The sequence below is a fragment of the Georgenia sunbinii genome, from assembly GCF_036421875.1.
Taxonomy (GTDB): domain Bacteria; phylum Actinomycetota; class Actinomycetes; order Actinomycetales; family Actinomycetaceae; genus Georgenia_B; species Georgenia_B sunbinii.
The window spans coordinates 270,487-287,274 of record NZ_JAZGOL010000002.1; the positions used below are offsets into that span (position 1 = coordinate 270,487).

General features: G+C 73.6%; 14 protein-coding genes. 10 read left to right on the forward strand and 4 right to left on the reverse strand.

Going from position 1 to position 16,788, the window contains the following annotated elements:
* Nucleotides 1-98: 98 nt before the first annotated feature.
* From V2J52_RS05590 to V2J52_RS05620, 7 genes are all read left to right on the forward strand, one after another.
* Nucleotides 99-812: an ABC transporter ATP-binding protein gene (locus tag V2J52_RS05590; RefSeq protein WP_331226691.1), complete on the forward strand. Its 714-nt coding sequence runs from the start codon at nucleotides 99-101 to the stop codon at nucleotides 810-812.
* A complete protein-coding gene (locus V2J52_RS05595; protein ID WP_331226692.1) occupies nucleotides 809-1,591 on the forward strand; it encodes an ABC transporter permease in 783 nt (260 codons plus the stop codon). Before V2J52_RS05590 ends, V2J52_RS05595 begins: the two co-directional genes overlap by 4 nt.
* Nucleotides 1,588-2,319: a hypothetical protein gene (locus V2J52_RS05600; protein ID WP_331226693.1), complete on the forward strand. Its 732-nt coding sequence runs from the start codon at nucleotides 1,588-1,590 to the stop codon at nucleotides 2,317-2,319. The genes V2J52_RS05595 and V2J52_RS05600 overlap by 4 nt, the downstream gene beginning before the upstream one ends.
* A 96-nt stretch (nucleotides 2,320-2,415) precedes the next feature.
* Nucleotides 2,416-3,510, forward strand: coding sequence for a histidinol-phosphate transaminase (gene hisC, locus V2J52_RS05605; protein WP_331226694.1), 1,095 nt, complete (start codon nucleotides 2,416-2,418; stop codon nucleotides 3,508-3,510).
* Nucleotides 3,511-3,838: 328 nt separating this feature from the next.
* A complete protein-coding gene (gene pdhA, locus V2J52_RS05610) occupies nucleotides 3,839-4,990 on the forward strand; it encodes a pyruvate dehydrogenase (acetyl-transferring) E1 component subunit alpha (protein ID WP_331226695.1) in 1,152 nt (383 codons plus the stop codon).
* Complete coding sequence (locus tag V2J52_RS05615) at nucleotides 4,987-5,991, forward strand: alpha-ketoacid dehydrogenase subunit beta (protein WP_331226696.1); 1,005 nt, start codon at nucleotides 4,987-4,989, stop codon at nucleotides 5,989-5,991. Before pdhA ends, V2J52_RS05615 begins: the two co-directional genes overlap by 4 nt.
* 27 nt (nucleotides 5,992-6,018) lie before the next feature.
* Nucleotides 6,019-7,572, forward strand: a complete 1,554-nt coding sequence (locus tag V2J52_RS05620) for a dihydrolipoamide acetyltransferase family protein (RefSeq protein WP_331226697.1) — start codon at nucleotides 6,019-6,021, stop codon at nucleotides 7,570-7,572.
* A 27-nt stretch (nucleotides 7,573-7,599) separates the two neighbouring features.
* Here the strand turns inward: V2J52_RS05620 and V2J52_RS05625 are convergent, their stop codons facing one another.
* Together V2J52_RS05625 and V2J52_RS05630 are read right to left on the reverse strand one after the other, a co-directional pair.
* Nucleotides 7,600-8,808: a PP2C family protein-serine/threonine phosphatase gene (locus tag V2J52_RS05625; protein WP_331226698.1), complete on the reverse strand. Its 1,209-nt coding sequence runs from the start codon at nucleotides 8,806-8,808 to the stop codon at nucleotides 7,600-7,602.
* A gap of 9 nt (nucleotides 8,809-8,817) precedes the next feature.
* Entirely contained in the window at nucleotides 8,818-10,956 is a 2,139-nt protein-coding gene (locus V2J52_RS05630; RefSeq protein WP_331226699.1) for a S9 family peptidase, read from the reverse strand.
* A gap of 92 nt (nucleotides 10,957-11,048) precedes the next feature.
* Between V2J52_RS05630 and V2J52_RS05635 the strand changes: the two genes are divergently transcribed.
* Nucleotides 11,049-11,885 (forward strand): hypothetical protein, encoded by an 837-nt coding sequence (locus V2J52_RS05635; protein WP_331226700.1) that lies wholly within the window; start codon nucleotides 11,049-11,051, stop codon nucleotides 11,883-11,885.
* A gap of 54 nt (nucleotides 11,886-11,939) precedes the next feature.
* Nucleotides 11,940-12,629 (forward strand): HAD family hydrolase, encoded by a 690-nt coding sequence (locus V2J52_RS05640; RefSeq protein WP_331226701.1) that lies wholly within the window; start codon nucleotides 11,940-11,942, stop codon nucleotides 12,627-12,629.
* A gap of 81 nt (nucleotides 12,630-12,710) precedes the next feature.
* On the opposite strand, the gene V2J52_RS05645 is transcribed toward V2J52_RS05640, so the two are convergent.
* Nucleotides 12,711-13,589, reverse strand: a complete 879-nt coding sequence (locus tag V2J52_RS05645) for a hypothetical protein (protein ID WP_331226702.1) — start codon at nucleotides 13,587-13,589, stop codon at nucleotides 12,711-12,713.
* A gap of 175 nt (nucleotides 13,590-13,764) precedes the next feature.
* Between V2J52_RS05645 and V2J52_RS05650 the strand changes: the two genes are divergently transcribed.
* Nucleotides 13,765-14,457, forward strand: coding sequence for an LmeA family phospholipid-binding protein (locus V2J52_RS05650; protein ID WP_331226703.1), 693 nt, complete (start codon nucleotides 13,765-13,767; stop codon nucleotides 14,455-14,457).
* Nucleotides 14,458-14,638: 181 nt separating this feature from the next.
* On the opposite strand, the gene V2J52_RS05655 is transcribed toward V2J52_RS05650, so the two are convergent.
* Complete coding sequence (locus tag V2J52_RS05655) at nucleotides 14,639-16,684, reverse strand: bifunctional copper resistance protein CopD/cytochrome c oxidase assembly protein (protein ID WP_331226704.1); 2,046 nt, start codon at nucleotides 16,682-16,684, stop codon at nucleotides 14,639-14,641.
* Nucleotides 16,685-16,788: the final 104 nt, after the last annotated feature.

The window sequence follows — 16,788 nt, forward strand, 5'->3', positions numbered from 1 at the left end:
ATCGGACCTGGGTCCGACGTACCAGGGTCCGACGGCCGTCGCGAAGTCCGGACCCGGGGCCGATGTCCGCCCCGGCGCCGCCGTCGAGGCTGATGGTCATGATCCTCATCGACCAGCTCGTCAAGCGCCACGGCACCCGGACGGTCCTCGACCACGTGACATTCCGGGCCGAACCCGGACGGGTGACCGCCTTCCTCGGGGCGAACGGGGCGGGCAAGTCCTCCACCCTGCGGATCCTGCTCGGCATCGACCACCCCGACGGCGGCAGCGCCCTCGTCACCGGCCGGCCCTACCGGCAGCTGCGGTACCCGTTACGCACGGTCGGCTCGATGCTCGACGGTTCCGGTGCACACCGGTCGCGCACCGCACGTCACCACCTGTCCTGGGTCGCCCGCTCGAACCGCATCGCCCGCCACCGGGTCGCGCAGGTGCTGGAGGATGTCGGCCTCACCGACGCCGCCGATACGCGGGTCGGGCGCTTCTCGCTGGGGATGGGGCAGCGGCTGGGGCTGGCGACGGCGTTGCTCGGTGCGCCGCAGATGCTGGTGCTGGACGAGCCGGTCAACGGCCTGGACCCGCAGGGAATCCGCTGGATCCGCGACCTGCTCCGGGGACATGCGGACGCCGGGGGCACCGTGCTGCTCTCCAGCCACCTCATGAGCGAGGTCGCCGACGTGGCGGACGACCTCGTCGTCATCGCGGGCGGCCGGATCGTGACGACGGGGACGGTCGAGCAGGTCACCGCGGGGCACGCCTCGCTGGAGGCAGCGTTCTTCACCCTCACCGCCGGTGAGCACGGGGCGGCACGATGATGCTGTGGACCACGCTCGCGGCCGAGCTCCGCAAGGCGGTGTCCCTGCCGGCGGTCTGGGCCGGGCTGGCCGTCGCGCTGCTCGGATCGACCGCCCTCACCCTGCTCAACGCGGTGACCACGCGGTCGGCCATCGACGCCGGCGCGCTGCACCGCGTTGCTGACACCTCACCGGTCGAGACCGCCTTCGCGGCGATGCCGCTCGGCACCGTCGGCGCGGTCATCGTCGGCGTCGTCGTGGTCAGCAGCGAGTACGTCACCAGCGACGACGGCGGCGGCAGGCAGATCGCCGCGACCCTCGCCGCGGTGCCGCGCCGCGCCGTCGTGCTTGCCGCGAAGGCGCTGACCGTCGCCGTGCTGGTCCTCGCCGTCGCCGCGGCCACGATCCCGGTGACGGTCGCCGTCGCCGTCGGGATCATCGGCGAGGGCGGCGTGGAGACCGTCACCGTGGCAGAGGCCGCCACCCGCGGTCTTGGCGGCGCCCTGTACTGGTCGCTCACCGGACTCATCGCCTGCGCGATCACGGTGCTGACCCGCAGCGGGACCGTCCCGCTCCTCGTGCTCGTGGTGAACAGCTCCCTGGTGTCGGTCTCGTTGCTGCTGACGAACGTGACGGAGCTGGCCCACTGGTTGCCCGACATGGCCGGCCGCCGGCTCTTCGGTGGCGACTTCACCGTCGACGGCGGGCTGGACGCCGTGCCCGGGGGCCTGGTGATGGCCGGCTGGACGATGGCCCTGCTGGTGGCCGCCGCGGTCGTCTTCCGCCGCCGGGACGCGTGAGTCCGGTGCGTCTGCGCGACATCGTGGCCGCCGAGCTCGACAAGCTCCGCACCCTGCCGCTGGTCGCATACTCCGTCATCGGCACGATCCTCACCGGTGGCGTGATCGCCGCCGCGCTCGCTGCTGCCGACGGGGCCGGTGCTCCGGCGTCCGCGCTGGACATCACGCTGCGCACAGTCCCCTTCGTGCACGGGGGCCTCGTGCTGCTGGGGGTGCTGCCCGCCGGCCAGGAGTACGACGGCCGTCAGCTGCGCATGACGTTGGCAGCCATGCCTCACCGTGGGCGTCTGGCCACCGGCAAGACCGTCGCCGCGCTGGTGGCCGTCATGATGGCGGCGGCAGCGACCGTCGCTGGCTGCCTGGCCGCGGCGAGGCTCACCCAGGTGCTGCTCGACGTCCCACGACAGCCGACCGCGGTGGACCCCTGGAGCCTGGCGGGCGCCGTCATCTACCTCGCGGTCATCGGTGTGCTGGCTCACGCGGCGGCGATGCTGCTGCGGCACGTGATGCCCGCGCTCACCGTCGTCCTCGGTCTCCTGCTGATCATCTCGCCGGTGCTCGCCGGCGCCACCGAGCATGCGCGTTGGCTCCCTGACCGTGCCGCGGCGCAGCTCTACCAGGCCACGGATCCGGCGCTGTCCCCGGTGGGTGGCGTCGCCGTCGCCGTGGGGTGGATCGTCCTGGTCGGGGTCGCCGCGATGCTCCGGGCCGTCCGCAGCGACCCCTGAGTGGGGGACCGCCGGCGCTGCTCGCCGGTGGTGGTGCTCAGGGGGCCGTCGCGACCGAGTTACGTCTCCAGCAGATGGGGTGCGACCATGGCGCCCATGGCACCTGCGTTCCGGCTGCGTGGAGATCTCGACTCCCTGCCGACCTACGTCCCCGGCCGACCGGCTCCCGCGGGCATGACGACCTTCAAGCTCTCCTCGAACGAGAACCCGTTCCCGCCGCTGCCGGGAGTCGTCGCCGCGGTCGCCGACGCTGCCGCGGACCTCAACCGGTACCCGGACCTCGCGGCCACCGAGCTGGTCGCACGGATCGCCGCCCACGTCGGGGTGAACGAGGACCGCGTCGTCGTCGGCAACGGCTCGGTCGCGGTGCTCGAGACGGTGCTGCAGGCCGCCTGCCGGCCCGGTGACGAGGTCATTCACGCGTGGCGCTCGTTCGAGGCGTACCCGATCGCGGTGCAGCTGGCACGGGCGACGTCGGTCCGGGTGCCGGTCACCGCCGACGGCCGGCACGACCTCCCGGCGATGGCCGCCGCGATCACCGACCGGACCCGAGTGGTCCTCGTGTGCAGCCCCAACAACCCGACCGGCACCGTCGTCCACGAGGACGAGATGCGGGCCTTCCTCGCTGCGGTGCCGCGCGAGGTCCTCGTGGTCCTTGACGAGGCGTACATCGAGTTCGTCCGCGACCCGGAGGTGGCGGACGGCCTTGCGCTGCTCGCCGAGTTCAAGAACCTCATGCTGCTGCGGACCTTCTCCAAGGCGTACGGGCTCGCCGGCATGCGGGTGGGCTACGCGCTCGCCCGGCCGCGCCTCGTGCGCGGACTGCGGTCGGCGTCGACGCCGTTCGGGGTGAACGCGCTGGCCCAGGTGGCCGCGGTTGCCGCGCTGCGCGCGCAGCAGGAGGTCGAGGCCCACTGCGCCGAGGTCGTTGCGGAGCGGGAGCGGGTCGTCGACGCGCTGCGTGGTCAGGGGTGGGCAGTGCCGGACGCGCAGGGCAACTTCTACTGGCTGCCGCTGGGGCGGGCGTCGGGCGCCTTCGCCCGTGAGTCGTTCGCGCGAGGCGCGGTGGTGCGTCCCTTCAGCGACGAAGGCGTCCGGGTGAGCATCGGTGAGCGGGAGGGCAACGACCTGGTGCTCGACCTCGCCGCCGACTGGCGCCGCCACCCCATCACCTCCGCCGCCACCCCGTAACGAGGCGGCCGCGGCCGGCTCCGGCACGCGGTACCCCACCCGCCGCCGGGTCGTGCGCGGACAATCCCGCTGTCGGTGACAAGTCTGCTGTCGGTGACAAGTCTGCTGTCGGTGACAATCCCGCTGTCGGTGACAATCCCGCTGTCGGTGACAAGTCTGCTGTCGGGGACATGGGAGGGCGGTTTCGGGTCCGTACAACGGGGTCCCGGGAGATCTGTGCGACCTCTACAACCGCAAGTTACGGGACCGTAGGTTACGCTTGCGTAGGTTCGAGGCTCGACCCGAATATCTTGCAGGAGGACAGGGACCGATGGAGGTTGTCACCACCATGGACAGACTGACGCCGACCCCTGGCACGACGCACACGGATGATCCCGACGCGCTCGTCCAGCTGCTCGACCGCACGGGTCGACGCCTCGACCATGACCGTTACGACCGGTGGGTCGCGAACGTCGACGGCGCAGCGTTGCGCGACATGTACCGCGACATGACCCTCACTCGCGCCTTCGACAACCAGGCGACGGCGCTGCAGCGTCAGGGCCAGCTCGGGCTGTGGCCGCCGAGCCTCGGCCAGGAGGCGGCGCAGGTCGGCTCCGGCCGCGCGATGCGCTCCCAGGACTTCGTCTTCCCGTCCTACCGGGAGCACGGTGTCGCCCAGGCCCGCGGCATGGACGTCCGCGACCTGCTGCGGGTGTTCCGCGGCACCGAGCACGGCGGTTGGGACCCGAAGGCGCACAACTTCCATCTCTACACCTTCGTCATCGGCTCCCACACGCTGCATGCCACCGGCTACGCGATGGGGGTCCAGCGCGACGGCGACGTCGCGACCGGTGACGCCGAGCGCGACCGGGCCGTCATCGCCTACTTCGGCGACGGCGCTACCTCGCAGGGCGACGTCCATGAAGCCATGGTGTTCGCCGCCGTCAACAAGGCGCCAGTGGTGTTCTTCTGCCAGAACAACCAGTGGGCGATCTCGGTCCCCGCGAGCGGGCAGACCACCGTGCCGCTCGCGCGCCGCGGTGAGGGCCTGGGGATCCCCTCGGTCCGGGTCGACGGCAACGACGTGCTCGCGACCTACGCCGCCACCGCCGAGGCGCTGGACCGGGCCCGTAACGGTGGTGGGCCGACCTTCATCGAGGCCTTCACCTACCGGATGGGCGCCCACACCACGTCGGACGACCCCACCCGCTACCGCACGAGCGTGGAGGAGGAGTACTGGAGCGAGCGCGACCCGATCGCGCGGCTGCGGAGCTACCTCACCGACTCCGGCCAGGCCGACGCCGCCTTCTTCGCCGAGGTCGACGTCGCCGCCGAGGAGCTGGCCACCAGCACCCGTGACTTCTGCCGCGAGCTCAGCGCCGGGTCCCCGACGGAGATCTTCGACCACGCCTACCAGGCCGAGCACCCCCAGGTCGCCGCCGAGCGGGAGTGGTTCACCGAGTACCACGAGTCCTTCGACGACGCCGGGGCGGCCCGATGACCGCGGTCGCCACGCCGATGGCCAAGGCGATCAACGCCGGCCTGCGGGCGGCGATGACGCGCGACGACAAGGTCCTGCTCATGGGCGAGGACATCGGCCCGCTCGGTGGGGTCTTCCGGGTGACCGACGGCCTGCACCGGGAGTTCGGCGCGACGCGGGTGGTCGACACCCCGCTCGCTGAGTCCGGCATCATCGGCACCGCGATCGGGCTGGCGATGGCCGGCTACCGCCCGGTGTGCGAGATCCAGTTCGACGGCTTCATCTTCCCGGGCTTCGACCAGATCACCACCCAGCTCGCCAAGCTCAGCTACCGCTCGGCGGGCCGGGTCACCGTGCCCGTCGTCATCCGGGTGCCGTACGGCGGTGGGATCGGCGCGATCGAGCACCACAGCGAGTCTCCCGAGGCGCTGTTCGCCCACACCCCGGGGTTGCGGGTGGTGTCCCCGGCGACCGCGGGTGACGCGTTCACGATGATCCAGCAGGCCATCGCCTCCCCGGACCCGGTGCTGTTCTTCGAGCCGAAGGCCCGCTACTGGGACCGCGCCGACGTGGACGTCGACGCCGACGTCGATCTCTCCGGCACCGGCGTGACCACCGGCCTCCACGGCGCCCGCATCGCCCGGCCCGGGACCGCGGCGACCCTCGTCGGCTACGGCCCGACGGTCAAGACGCTGCTGGCGGCGGCGCAGACCGCGTCGGACGAGGGGCACGAGCTCGAGGTGATCGACCTTCGGTCGGTCTCGCCGATCGACTTCGCGACGGTCACCGCGTCGGTGCGGCGCACCGGACGGCTCGTCGTCGCCCACGAGGCACCGATGTTCTTCGGCGCCGGCGCTGAGATCGCCGCCCGGGTGACCGAGGAGTGCTTCTACCATCTCGAGGCCCCGGTGCTGCGGGTCGGGGGCTTCCACACCCCCTACCCCGCCTCCGCCCACGAGGAGGAGTACCTGCCCGGCCTGGACCGGGTGCTCGATGCCGTCGACCGTGTCCTGGCATTCTGAGGACCGCCGACCCCAAGAGGAGAACGTGTGCCGACCTATCAGCAGTTCCTGCTCCCCGACGTCGGTGAGGGCCTGACCGAGGCCGACATCGCCGAGTGGCACGTCGCCGTGGGTGACACGCTCTCCGTCAACCAGAACATCGTCGAGATCGAGACCGCGAAGTCGCTCGTCGAGCTGCCCGCACCCTGGGCCGGCCGGGTGAGCCAGATCCTTGTCACCGAGGGGCAGACGGTCGCGGTCGGCACGCCGATCATCGTCATCGACGTCGACCCCGACGGCGAGGCCCCGGCCGACGACGGCGCACCGGTGGCCGTACCGGCCGACGGCGTCGCCCAGGAGGCGAGCACGAGCGGTGACGTCCTTGTCGGGTACGGCACGAAGGCCGCCCCGACGGCTCGCCGCCGGCGCCGCCCGGCTGCACCCGAGCCGTCGTCGTCACCGAGCCCGGCACCGACGTCGGCCGCGTCCGCAGCCGTGCCACTCGCCGCCGCCCAACCCGCCGCACCTACGCAGCCCGCCGCACCCACGCAGCCCGCCGCGCCGGCGCAACCCAGCGCGCCCGCGCAGCGCAGCGCACCCGCCACTCCCGCCCAGGTCCCGCCGAGCGCGCCGGTCGCCGTCGGCGCACCGAAGGGCGCCGGGCAGCCCGCTGCCACGCCCGCCGCCGCGCGGACCCCGGCGGTGCTGGCCAAGCCCCCGGTGCGCAAGCTCGCCAAGGACCTCGGCGTCGACCTCACCGCGGTCGCCGCCACCGGCCCGGGGGGCATCGTCACCCGTGAGGACGTCGTCGCCCACGCTGAGGAGGCCGAGCCCCGACGGCTCGCCACCTACCCCGGGGACGACACCCCGTGGCTCGCCGACGGCCTGGTCTCCCCCGACGGCCGCACGACGCGGGTCGCGGTGCGCTCGGTGCGCAAGCGGACCGCGGAGGCGATGGTCTCCTCGGCATTCACGGCGCCGCACGTGACGGTCTTCCACACCATCGACGTCACCCGGTCGATGAACCTCGTCTCCCGGCTCAAGGCGGATCGGGCGTTCGCGGACGTCCGCGTGACACCCTTGCTGCTGGCGGCCAAGGCGCTGCTGATCGCGGTGCGCCGCCACCCGGAGGTCAACGCGTCGTGGGACGACGAGGCGCAGCAGATCATCTACAAGCACTACATCAACCTCGGGATCGCGGCCGCGACGCCGCGGGGCCTGATCGTGCCGAACATCAAGAACTCCCACCGGCTCGACCTCCACGAGCTGGCGACGGCGATCGCCGAGCTGACCGCGACGGCCCGCGCCGGGCGTACCGCGCCGGTCGACACGAGCGACGGGACGATCACCATCACCAACGTCGGGGTGTTCGGCATCGACACCGGCACCCCGATCCTCAACCCCGGTGAGTCCGCGATCCTCGCCTTTGGCGCGATCCGGCAGCAGCCGTGGGTCCACAAGGGCAAGATCAAGCCGCGCTGGGTCACCCAGCTCGCGCTGTCCTTCGACCACCGGCTCGTCGACGGTGCGCTCGGCGCCCGCCTGCTCGCCGACGTCGCCGCCGTGCTGGAGAACCCCGACATGAGCCTCGTCTGGACCTGACCGGGCTGGCGAGGAGGCCTGGGTCGGTCAGCCGACGTGCCCCGGCCGTACCTCGCGGCGCTCGGGCGGCGCCCACTCGATGATCATCAGGGTGGCGTCGTCCCGCAGTACGCCGCGATGGTGCTCGAGCACGCTGCGGACGACGAGCCGGAGCGTCTCCGGTGCCGGGCGCTGCGCGACCGCATGCTCCTCGAGCAGCGTGACGAGACGGTCGAGCCCGAAGAACGTGCCGTCGTCGGCGCGGGCCTCGGTGATCCCGTCGGTGTAGAGGATGACGCGGTCGCCGGGCTCGAGCTGCTCGTGGCCGGTGCCCAGGTCCTGGGCGCCGAGCCCGAACATCCCCCGCCCAGGGTGCTCGAGGGCGCGGACCACCCGCCCGCCGCGCAGCAGGAGCGGGTGGGGATGGCCGGCGTTGAGGTAGTCGAACCGGCCGGTCGCGGTGTCCAGCCGGGCGAGCACGCCGGTGGCGTAGCCCGCGCCGTCGGTGTGCCCGTGCATCGTCTCGTCGATCATCCGGCCGCAGGTGGCGAGGTCCGCGCCCCGACGGCGGTGGTTGCGGTACGTCGCCAGGGCCACCGAGGCGAGCAGCCCGGCACGCAGGTCGTGGCCGGTGCCGTCGAGGATCGCGAACTGCGCGGTGGTGCCCTCGACGGCGTAGTCGAACAGGTCACCGGCGACCTTCTCGCAGGGCTCGAGCAGGCCTGAGATGACGACGTCGGGCGCGGTGAAGGTCAGCGGCGGCAGCAGGTTCCAGATGATCTCCGCCTCGACGCGGCGGTCGCCGGCGCCCCGCACACGGGTGATGGCGTCGCCGGACGGCGAGAGCACGGCGACGAGGTGGCCGGTGAGCGACGCCAGCCGCCCGAGGTCGGCCGCCCGGTCGCGCGGGTCGGGCCCGCCGGGCAGCGCTCTCACCCGCAGCACTCCCAGCCGTTCCGCGCCGTCGAGCAGTGGGATCCAGTGGTCGCCGTCGGCGTCGGTGGTGGGCGCCATCGACCGGAAGGCGAGCCCCGCGCCGGCCTCGTCGTCGACCGCACGGGTCGTCCCCTCGGCGCCCAGCGGCACGAGCCGGCACTGGTCGAAGGTCACCAGGTGCGCGACGACCTGCCAGCCCATCGTCCGGCCGGCAGCCGCGAGCAGGTCCGGCAGCGCGTCGGAGGAGGCGTGCCGGGCGCCGTCGAGCAGGACGTCGAGGGCCGCCAGGACGGTCGACGCATCGGCGCGGTCGCTGCTCATGGCGTCACGTTACTGCGCTGGTCGCGTGATCCCCAACGTCGCGGGCAGCTCGCCCGGCCCCTCGCCGAGCACGTGCTCGGCGAGGAACCCGAGGTTGACCTGGTACCAGACCTTGGCGTTCTGCGGAGTGAGGATCCAGTGGTTCTCGTCGGGGAAGTAGAGGAACCGGTGCGGGGTGACGCCGTCGTCGTCGGCCGGCAGCCCGGAGGACGAGAGCAGCTCGTACCAGAGCCGCAGCCCCTCGCCGATCGGCACCCGGTAGTCCTTGTCGCCGTGGATGACGAGCATCGGGGTGCGGATCTCGGCGACGTGCCGGTGCGGGGAGTTGGCGAGCGCCATCTCCGGGGTCATCTCCCGGCCCCAGTACCAGGCGGCGTCCGTCGTCGGGCCGAAGGCGTCCAGCGCCCAGAGGCTCGCGTGGGTGACGACCGCCCGGAACCGGTCGGTGTGCCCGGCGACCCAGTTGGCCATGTAGCCGCCGAAGGAGCCGCCCATCGCGGCCGTCCGGGTGGCGTCGATGTCGTCGCGCTCCTCGACGGCGTCGGTGATCGCCATGAGGTCGGTGAACGGTGCCGCACCCCACGCGCCCCAGCCGCGCTGGACGAAGTCCTGGCCGTAGCCGGTGGACAGCGCCGGGTCGGGCAGCAGCACGGCGTAGCCGCGGGCGACCATGATCCACGGGTTCCAGCGCCACGACCACGAGTTCCACGAGCCGAGCGGGCCGCCGTGGATCCACAGCAGCAGCGGGGCGGGCGCGGCGGCGGACGCGCCGTCGGGCAGGGCCAGCCAGGCCCGGACCCGGGTGCCGTCGTCGGTGGTGGTCTCGATCTCGGTCAGCGTGCCGGGCAGCGCGGGCCGCTCAGCCGGTCCGCGCAGCCGCGTCACCGCGGCGCTGCCGGGGACGAAGCCTGGCCGGCCGATGCCCTCGAGGTCGATCCGCACCACCTCGGCCGGGTAGGCGTAGGAGGCGCGCAGCGCGTAGGCGGCGGTGCCGTCCGGGGCGACGACGACGTCGCTCAGCGCGCCCTCGTCGGTCAGCCGGACGACGGCGCCGGTCGCGAGGTCGGCGTGGAACAGCCGGGAGCGGCCGTCGTCGTCGGCGACGACGAGCAGGCCCGAGCCGTCCGGCAGCCAGCGGACGTCGCCGGGCCAGCGGTCCCAGTCCGGAGCCACCTGCTGCGGCTCGCCGCCGGTGGCCGCGACCACCTCGAGCCACTGGCGCGGCGCCTGGTAGGCGGTGCTGGGCGACTCTCGCGCGTAGGCGACCAGCTGTCCGTCGGGGCTGATCCGGGGGGTGCCCAGCTCGACCTCCGGCACGGCGACCAGCACGGTCTGCTCCCCGGTGGCGACCTCGATGCGGTGCAGCTCGCTGCGCATCGCGCCGCGGGCCTCGGCCACGTTCCACGTCGTCACCAGGAAGCTGCCGTCAGCGGCCAGGTCCTGCTGGGCCTCGCGCAGCGCGCCACCGGGCGACGGCGTGAGGTCGCGCAGCGGGTGGCTGCCGCGCGGCGGCTGGTCGCTGCCGGCAGGGGAGCCGCCGTCAGTGGCGGGGACCGTCGCGGGCTCGTCGGCCGCGGGCTCGACGGCCGCGGGCTCGGCGGCGTAGAGGCGCGGCGCGTCGGGGCCGAGGTCGTGGTCCCAGTACCGCACCGGGTAACCGGTGTGGAGGATCGCGCTGACCTTGGACTCCTTGCGCGACGTGCGCAGCCGGTGCTCGTCGGCCAGCGACGCGGCGGCCGGCAGGGCGCTGGCCGCGACGACGACCGTCTCGCCGTCCCGCGCCGCGCGGACGCCGGAGACCCCGGCGGGGTGGGCGGCCAGCAGGGTGGCCTCGCCGCCGGCGGCGGGCAGCGACCAGACCCCGGGCCGGACGTCGTCGCCGTCGCCGCGCTTGGCGACGAACAGCAGGTCTCCGCCGGCGGTGAACGTCGGCTGCGACTCCCCGCTGGTGCCCCGGGTGAGGCGGCTGGCCGGCCGCTCGCCGGTGGGGTCGACGTCCCACACGGCGGAGACGTACGCCGTGCGGTCCTCGTCGAGCGCGCTGACCGCGGCGGCGAGCCGGGTGCCGTCCGGGGACAGCGCCAGCCCACCGAGCCGCGGCAGCGCGATGTAGTCGTCGAGGTTATGGAAGGGGGTGTGGTCGCTCACGGTGCCGTCCTATCACGGCCCGCCGTCGACCCGCGCCGGGCCGCCCGGCGCGTTGACCTGCTGTGGCGCGCGGTGCGCTCTAACGTGTGACCGTGGCGAACTCCGCAGCCTCACCGCAGCCGCACGCCGACGCCGGTCCGCCGGTGCACGAGCACGTGGCGGCCGAGCTCGCGCGGGCCCTCGCGGCCGCGCAGCGGGAGATCTACTGGCTGCGGCAGGAGCGCCGTCGACTGCTCGGCGCCGACCCGCCCGCCGACGCGGACCCCGGCGAGGCGGACGCGGACGGCCCGCCGGTGGCCGACGTGCTGCTGGACCAGGTCGCGCGGGCGGCGGTGCCGGTCACCGCCCGCCGGCTCGCGATCGGCGAGGCCCGCAGCGAGTCGACCACCTGGGACCGGCTCACCGACGCGGTGCGGGAGATCTACCTCGAGCGGGCCAGGGCCGCCGTCGAGGCCGTCGTGCCGGTGTTCGTCGCAGCCCTCGAGGCGATCCCCGGGATGGCCGAGGTGCGCCTCGCCCAGCACCGCCTCGGCCTGCCGACCGACAGCGGTCTCGCCGAGCTGCTCGAGCACGCCCGCGCCGAGGGCGGCGCGCAGGTCCTCAACGACGTCGCGCACGACGTCGAGGCCCGCAACGTCGAGCACGAGGCGTTGCGGCAGGCGATCCAGGCGGTCGAGCTGGTGATCGTCGACGGCGAGCACATGGCCGCGAGCCACTCCTCCGCGGTCGCCGTGGAGGTGGCCGAGTGGTTCACCGACCGGCTGCGGCGCTCCCTCGCCGCCCCGGACGTCACGCTGAGCGACGCGCTCGCGGCCGAGCGGGAGCAGGTGCTGCTCGCGGTCGCCGAGCAGCTCGGCTACACCGGGATCGCCGCGCTCACCTGGTACACCGAGATGAGCAACCGGATCGACGCCGGACCGCCGGGCTGACGCCGCAGGGCGCCAGCGGGTGCGCCGCGGCCGCCGCTGCGGTACGAACGGACCATGAACCCTCACGACGACGCCGCCGGCGCCGTGCTGCTCGACATCGACGGCACGCTCGTCGACTCCAGCTACGTCCACACCGCGGCCTGGTCGCGCGCGTTCCGCGAGGCCGGGCACCCGGTCGACTCCTGGCGGACCCACCGCTGCATCGGCATGGGCGGCGACCTGCTGCTCGCCGAGCTGCTAGGAGATCGCGCCGACGAGCTCGGCGACGAGGTCAAGCGGCGCCACGACGAGCACTACGCGGCGTCGGCCGTCGAGCTGCACCGGTTCGACGGGGTGCCCGAGCTGCTCGCGGCGATCACCGAACGAGGCGCCCGAGCGGTGCTCGCCTCCTCCGCCTCGCCCGCCGAGCTCGACATCCTCCGCACCGTGCTCGAGGTGGACGAGGACACCCACCCGATCACGTCGTCGCAGGACGTCGATGCGGCCAAGCCGCACCCCGACCTCGTCCACGCGGCGCTGGCAGTCTCCGGGGCCGGCGCCGACCGTGCCGTCTTCGTCGGCGACGCGGTGTGGGACGTCGAGGCCGCGGCGCGCGCGGGCCTCCCGTGCGTCGGTGTGCTCACCGGCGGTATCAGCGCCGCGGAGCTGACCGGGGCCGGCGCGGTGGCGGTCTACCGGTCGGTGGCCGAGCTCGGCGAGGACATCGACTCGTCCCCGCTGCGCCGGGCGTGGCCGGACGCCTGACTTGGTCAGTGGCGCACGAGGATCACGCCTCGGCAGCCCGGGGCGGCGACCCGGCAGCCGACGACGCGGACGCCCGACGAGTCAGGGCAGCGTGACCTCGGTGGGGCTTAGTGCGAACTCGGTCCCCGAGACGGTGTGCCAGCAACGCACACCGGTCCCGACGGCGGTGCACGCGTAGTCGCCGACCGCCGCCGAGCGGCCGTCGGCGAGTTCCGTCGCGCCACCGGTGACGGTGCCGGCGCACGGATAGATCTCGGTCGCGAACAAGGCGACGGAGAACGCTCCGGTGGCGCCCTCGAGGCACGCCGGCGGGTCGGCGAAGTCGTGCGTGGTGACCGCGCAGCCGACGCCGTCGTAGGTGAGGGTGCACCCGACGCCGCCGGCGGTGCGGAAGGTGGGGGCGTCGAGGGCGTCCGTCGGGGCGGGGTGGTGCTGCGGCAGCTCTGCCAGGTGGTCCTGCAGGGTGTAGACGAGCAGCGGGTCGGCGCGCGGATCGTCGATGATGTAGCGGGCGAGCTGCTCGACGTAGCGGCCGTCGCACCGTGCGGCCAGCCCGTCGAGGGTGACGGCGGGGCGGCGTGCTGAGACGAGGTCCGCCCACGAGCCGGTGCTGCCGGCCACCGGGACGTACTCGTGAAAGATCTGGGCGTCGGCGTAGAGGTTCGCGCAGCTGCTGGTCTGCACCAGCGAGTCGAGCCGGGCGACGGCCTGGGCCAGCTCGACGGCGTCGACCTCCTCGGCCGTCCCCGCAGGCTCGTCGGGCCCGGCCTCCGGCGTCGGGATCTCGTCGTCGTCCTCGTCCTCGTCGTTGTTGCCGAGTGCCGGCTCAGTGACGGCGAGCGCGGCGTCCGGCAACGGAACCGGATCCGCGGATTCTCGCTGGCTCACCCCCCACATCAGCAGCAGCGCGAGCGCGAGCGCCACGCCGCCGACGATGAGCGTCAGCAGCGGCCATGCCATGCCCGACGGCGGTTCGACGTCAGCACGAACGTCACGCCGGCTCCTCCGGGGTGGGGGCGCGGCGACGCCGGGCTCCCGGTCCTCGGGCGCTGAGGTGTGCGTGGGCACCGCGTTGCCTCCCAGTGGCCTGTTACCCGCGACATCCGGGTGTCGTTCCCCCTTATACCGTAGGGGCATGCGCCGACTCGCCGTCATCACCCTCGTCCTGCTCGTGGTGCTCGGGATCGTTGGGGTGGTCGCGGACCGTGCGTTGCACGCCAAGGCGGAGAGCGAGGTCCTCGGTGCCGTGTCGCAGCACGTCGCGCTGGCGCCCGGCGCGGACGTGACGATCGACGGGTTCCCGTTCCTCACCCAGGTGCGCGCGGGCCGGTTGGCCGAGGTCCGCGGGAGTGCGCCCGAGGCAGCCTTCGAGGGGCTCGTGCTCACCGGCGTCCGGGTCGCCGCTCGCGGCGTGAGCCCGCAACCGCCGTACATGGCTGAAACGGTGGAGATCAACGCCGACATCCCGCTGCGCACGCTGCGCTCGCTGCTCGCCGAGGAGCTGCCGCTGCTGGAGCGGGTCGTGGAGCTCGACAGTACTGACGGCCGGCTGCGGCTCTCGACCTCGGTGGCCGGGCTCGACGTCGCGGTCGGCCTCGAGCCGACCATCGAGGACGGCCGGATCGGGTTCGAGCTGGGGGAGGCGCTCGCCGGCGCCGACGCCACGGCCGGCGCGGAGCTGCTCTCCCTGCTCAATGTGGCCGTCGCCGAGCTGCGGTTCGACATCCCCGGGCTGCCGGACGGGCTGGTGCCTACTCGGCTCTCGGTGGTCGACGACGGTGTGCGGCTGCGCCTCGAGGGCACCGACGTCACCTTCCCTGCCGGCTGACCCCGGCAGCGCGTCCGTGGACAATCCCGCTGTCGGTGACAATCCCGCTGTCGGTGACAATCCCGCTGTCGGTGACAAGTCTGCTGTCGGTGACAATCCAGCTGTCGCGGACAATCCCGCTGTCGCGGGTGGGGGGGCCGGCTGTCACGGGTGGGGCTGGCGTGGGGGCGGCGGGAGTCGGTCAGCGGGTGTCGTCGCGGGCGTCCTGCTGGGCGAGCTGGGCCAGGCGGGCGTTGTAGGCGACCAGCTCGGCGTCGTTGTCGCGCTCGGCCTGGCGGTCGGTGCGCACCGCGATGCGCTCCTCGTCCTTGGCCCACAGGATCCCTACCGCAACCGCCATCGCCAGCGTCGGCAGCTCACCGATGCCCCAGGTGAACGCGCCGCCGATCTCCTGGTCGGCGAGTGCGTCGACCCACCACGGCAGCCCGAGGCGGCCGAAGTGGTCCGCCGCGAAGAGGGTCGTCGCCTGCATGACGGCGATCCCGAAGAACGCGTGGAAGGCCATGGTGGCGAACAGCAGCACCAGCCGCAGCGGGTACGCCGGGCGGGTAGGCCCTGGGTCGATGCCGATGAGGGCGTTGGCGAACAGGTATCCGGCGAGGGTGAAGTGCACGACCATGAGCACGTGGCCGATGTGCAGGTCCATGTCCAGCGCGAACTCGAACGCCGGTGAGTAGTAGAAGAGGATCATCGAGCCGGCGAAGTTCAGCGCCGCGATGCCGGGCTTGGCGAAGAACTGCGCCCAGCGGGAGTGCACGAGGGCCAGCAGCCACTCGCGCGGCCCGCGGGAGCCGTCGCCGCGGGCGGGCAGCGCGCGCATCGCGAGGGTGACCGGTGCGCCGAGCACGAAGAAGATCGGCACCACCATGACGAGCAGCATGTGCTGGATCATGTGGCCGCTGAACATCACCAGCCCGTAGACCGCGGGGCCGCCGGAGGTGATCCAGCCGAACAGCAGGGCGCCGGCCAGCCAGGACGCCGTGCGCGGGACGGACCAGTGGTCACCGCGCCGCCGCAGCCGCAGCACCCAGGTGAGGTACACGCCGGCGGCGGCGATCGCCGCGATGCCGAACAGGATGTCGGGCCGCCACTCGGTCAGCCACGTCCCGAGGCTCGGCGGGGGCGGTGCCGGGTAGCCGGTGATGTCCTGCACCGGGGTGGGGCGCGCCGGCGGTTCCTGGGGGACCGGCGGCGGGCTGGCGGCCAGCGCGACGGAGACGCCGATGACCGCCGCCATGAGCACGACCTCGCCGGCCGCCACCCGCCAGAACCGCGCGGGGCGGTCAGCCACCTGCGGCACGGTGCGGCGCCGGTGCAGCCACCCGACGAGACCGAGCACGATGAACGCCACCGTCTTGACGATCACCAGCTGCCCGTAGGGCGTGGCGAGCCCGGCCAACGAGCCGACCCGGACCAGGCCGTTGGCCAACCCGGAGACACCGACGAGCATGAACACCCAGCCGGCCATCGTGGAGTAGCGGACGACGGCGGGGACGCGGTCGATCCCGAGGCGGTGCCCGACGAGGCACAGCACCGCCAGCCCGCCGGCCCACAGCGACATCGATCCGATGTGGAGCCACATGGCGGAGACCGCGAGGCCGTGGTCGGCGGCCCCGGCGGCGTGCCCGGTGAGCGCGATCGGGACCAGCGCGGCCAGCCCGAGGAGGCTGGCGAGCGCGGCACCGGTCGGGGTGTTCACCGCGACGACGAGGACGCTCAGCACCGCGACCATGAGGGTCGCGACGAGGTGGGCGCGGCCCATCGGGATCTGGGTGACGAACTGGGCCAGCTCCTCGCCGAAGGTCGGAGCGTCGAGCGGCCGGCCCGACGTGCGTGAGTAGGTGAGGACGATCCGCAGCGCGGCGGCGGCCGTCCAGGTGATCGCGCCGCCGACGGCGACCTTGAGCGCCAGTCGCCAGGCAGCGCCGTCGACGGCGGCCGTCGACCGGCGCCAGCGGGCCGGCTGGCCCGGCTGCGCCGGCCGGGGCGTCGCCGGCAGCACGACCGCGCACAGCGCGAGCGCGCCGATGGTCACCGCGGCAGCGCCGTCGGCCAGCGTGGTGACGAGCGGCACGCCCCAGCGGACGACGGCTCCCGGGTCGAGCACCGAGGACGCGGCCACCGCCCCGGAGAACAGCAGGGCGAGGACGAGCGCGAGGACCGCTGCCCCGGCGGCGAGCGCCATGCCGGCGGCGGGGCGCAGCCGCCTCGAGGAAGGTGTGCTCACCCGTCCAGGGTATGCCGCCGGGGCGGGAGCCCGATGCGGGGGTGTCCAGGTACGGATGGCATACTCGCGCCGGTACTGACCGGCTCGGCACGATCGGCCGGACC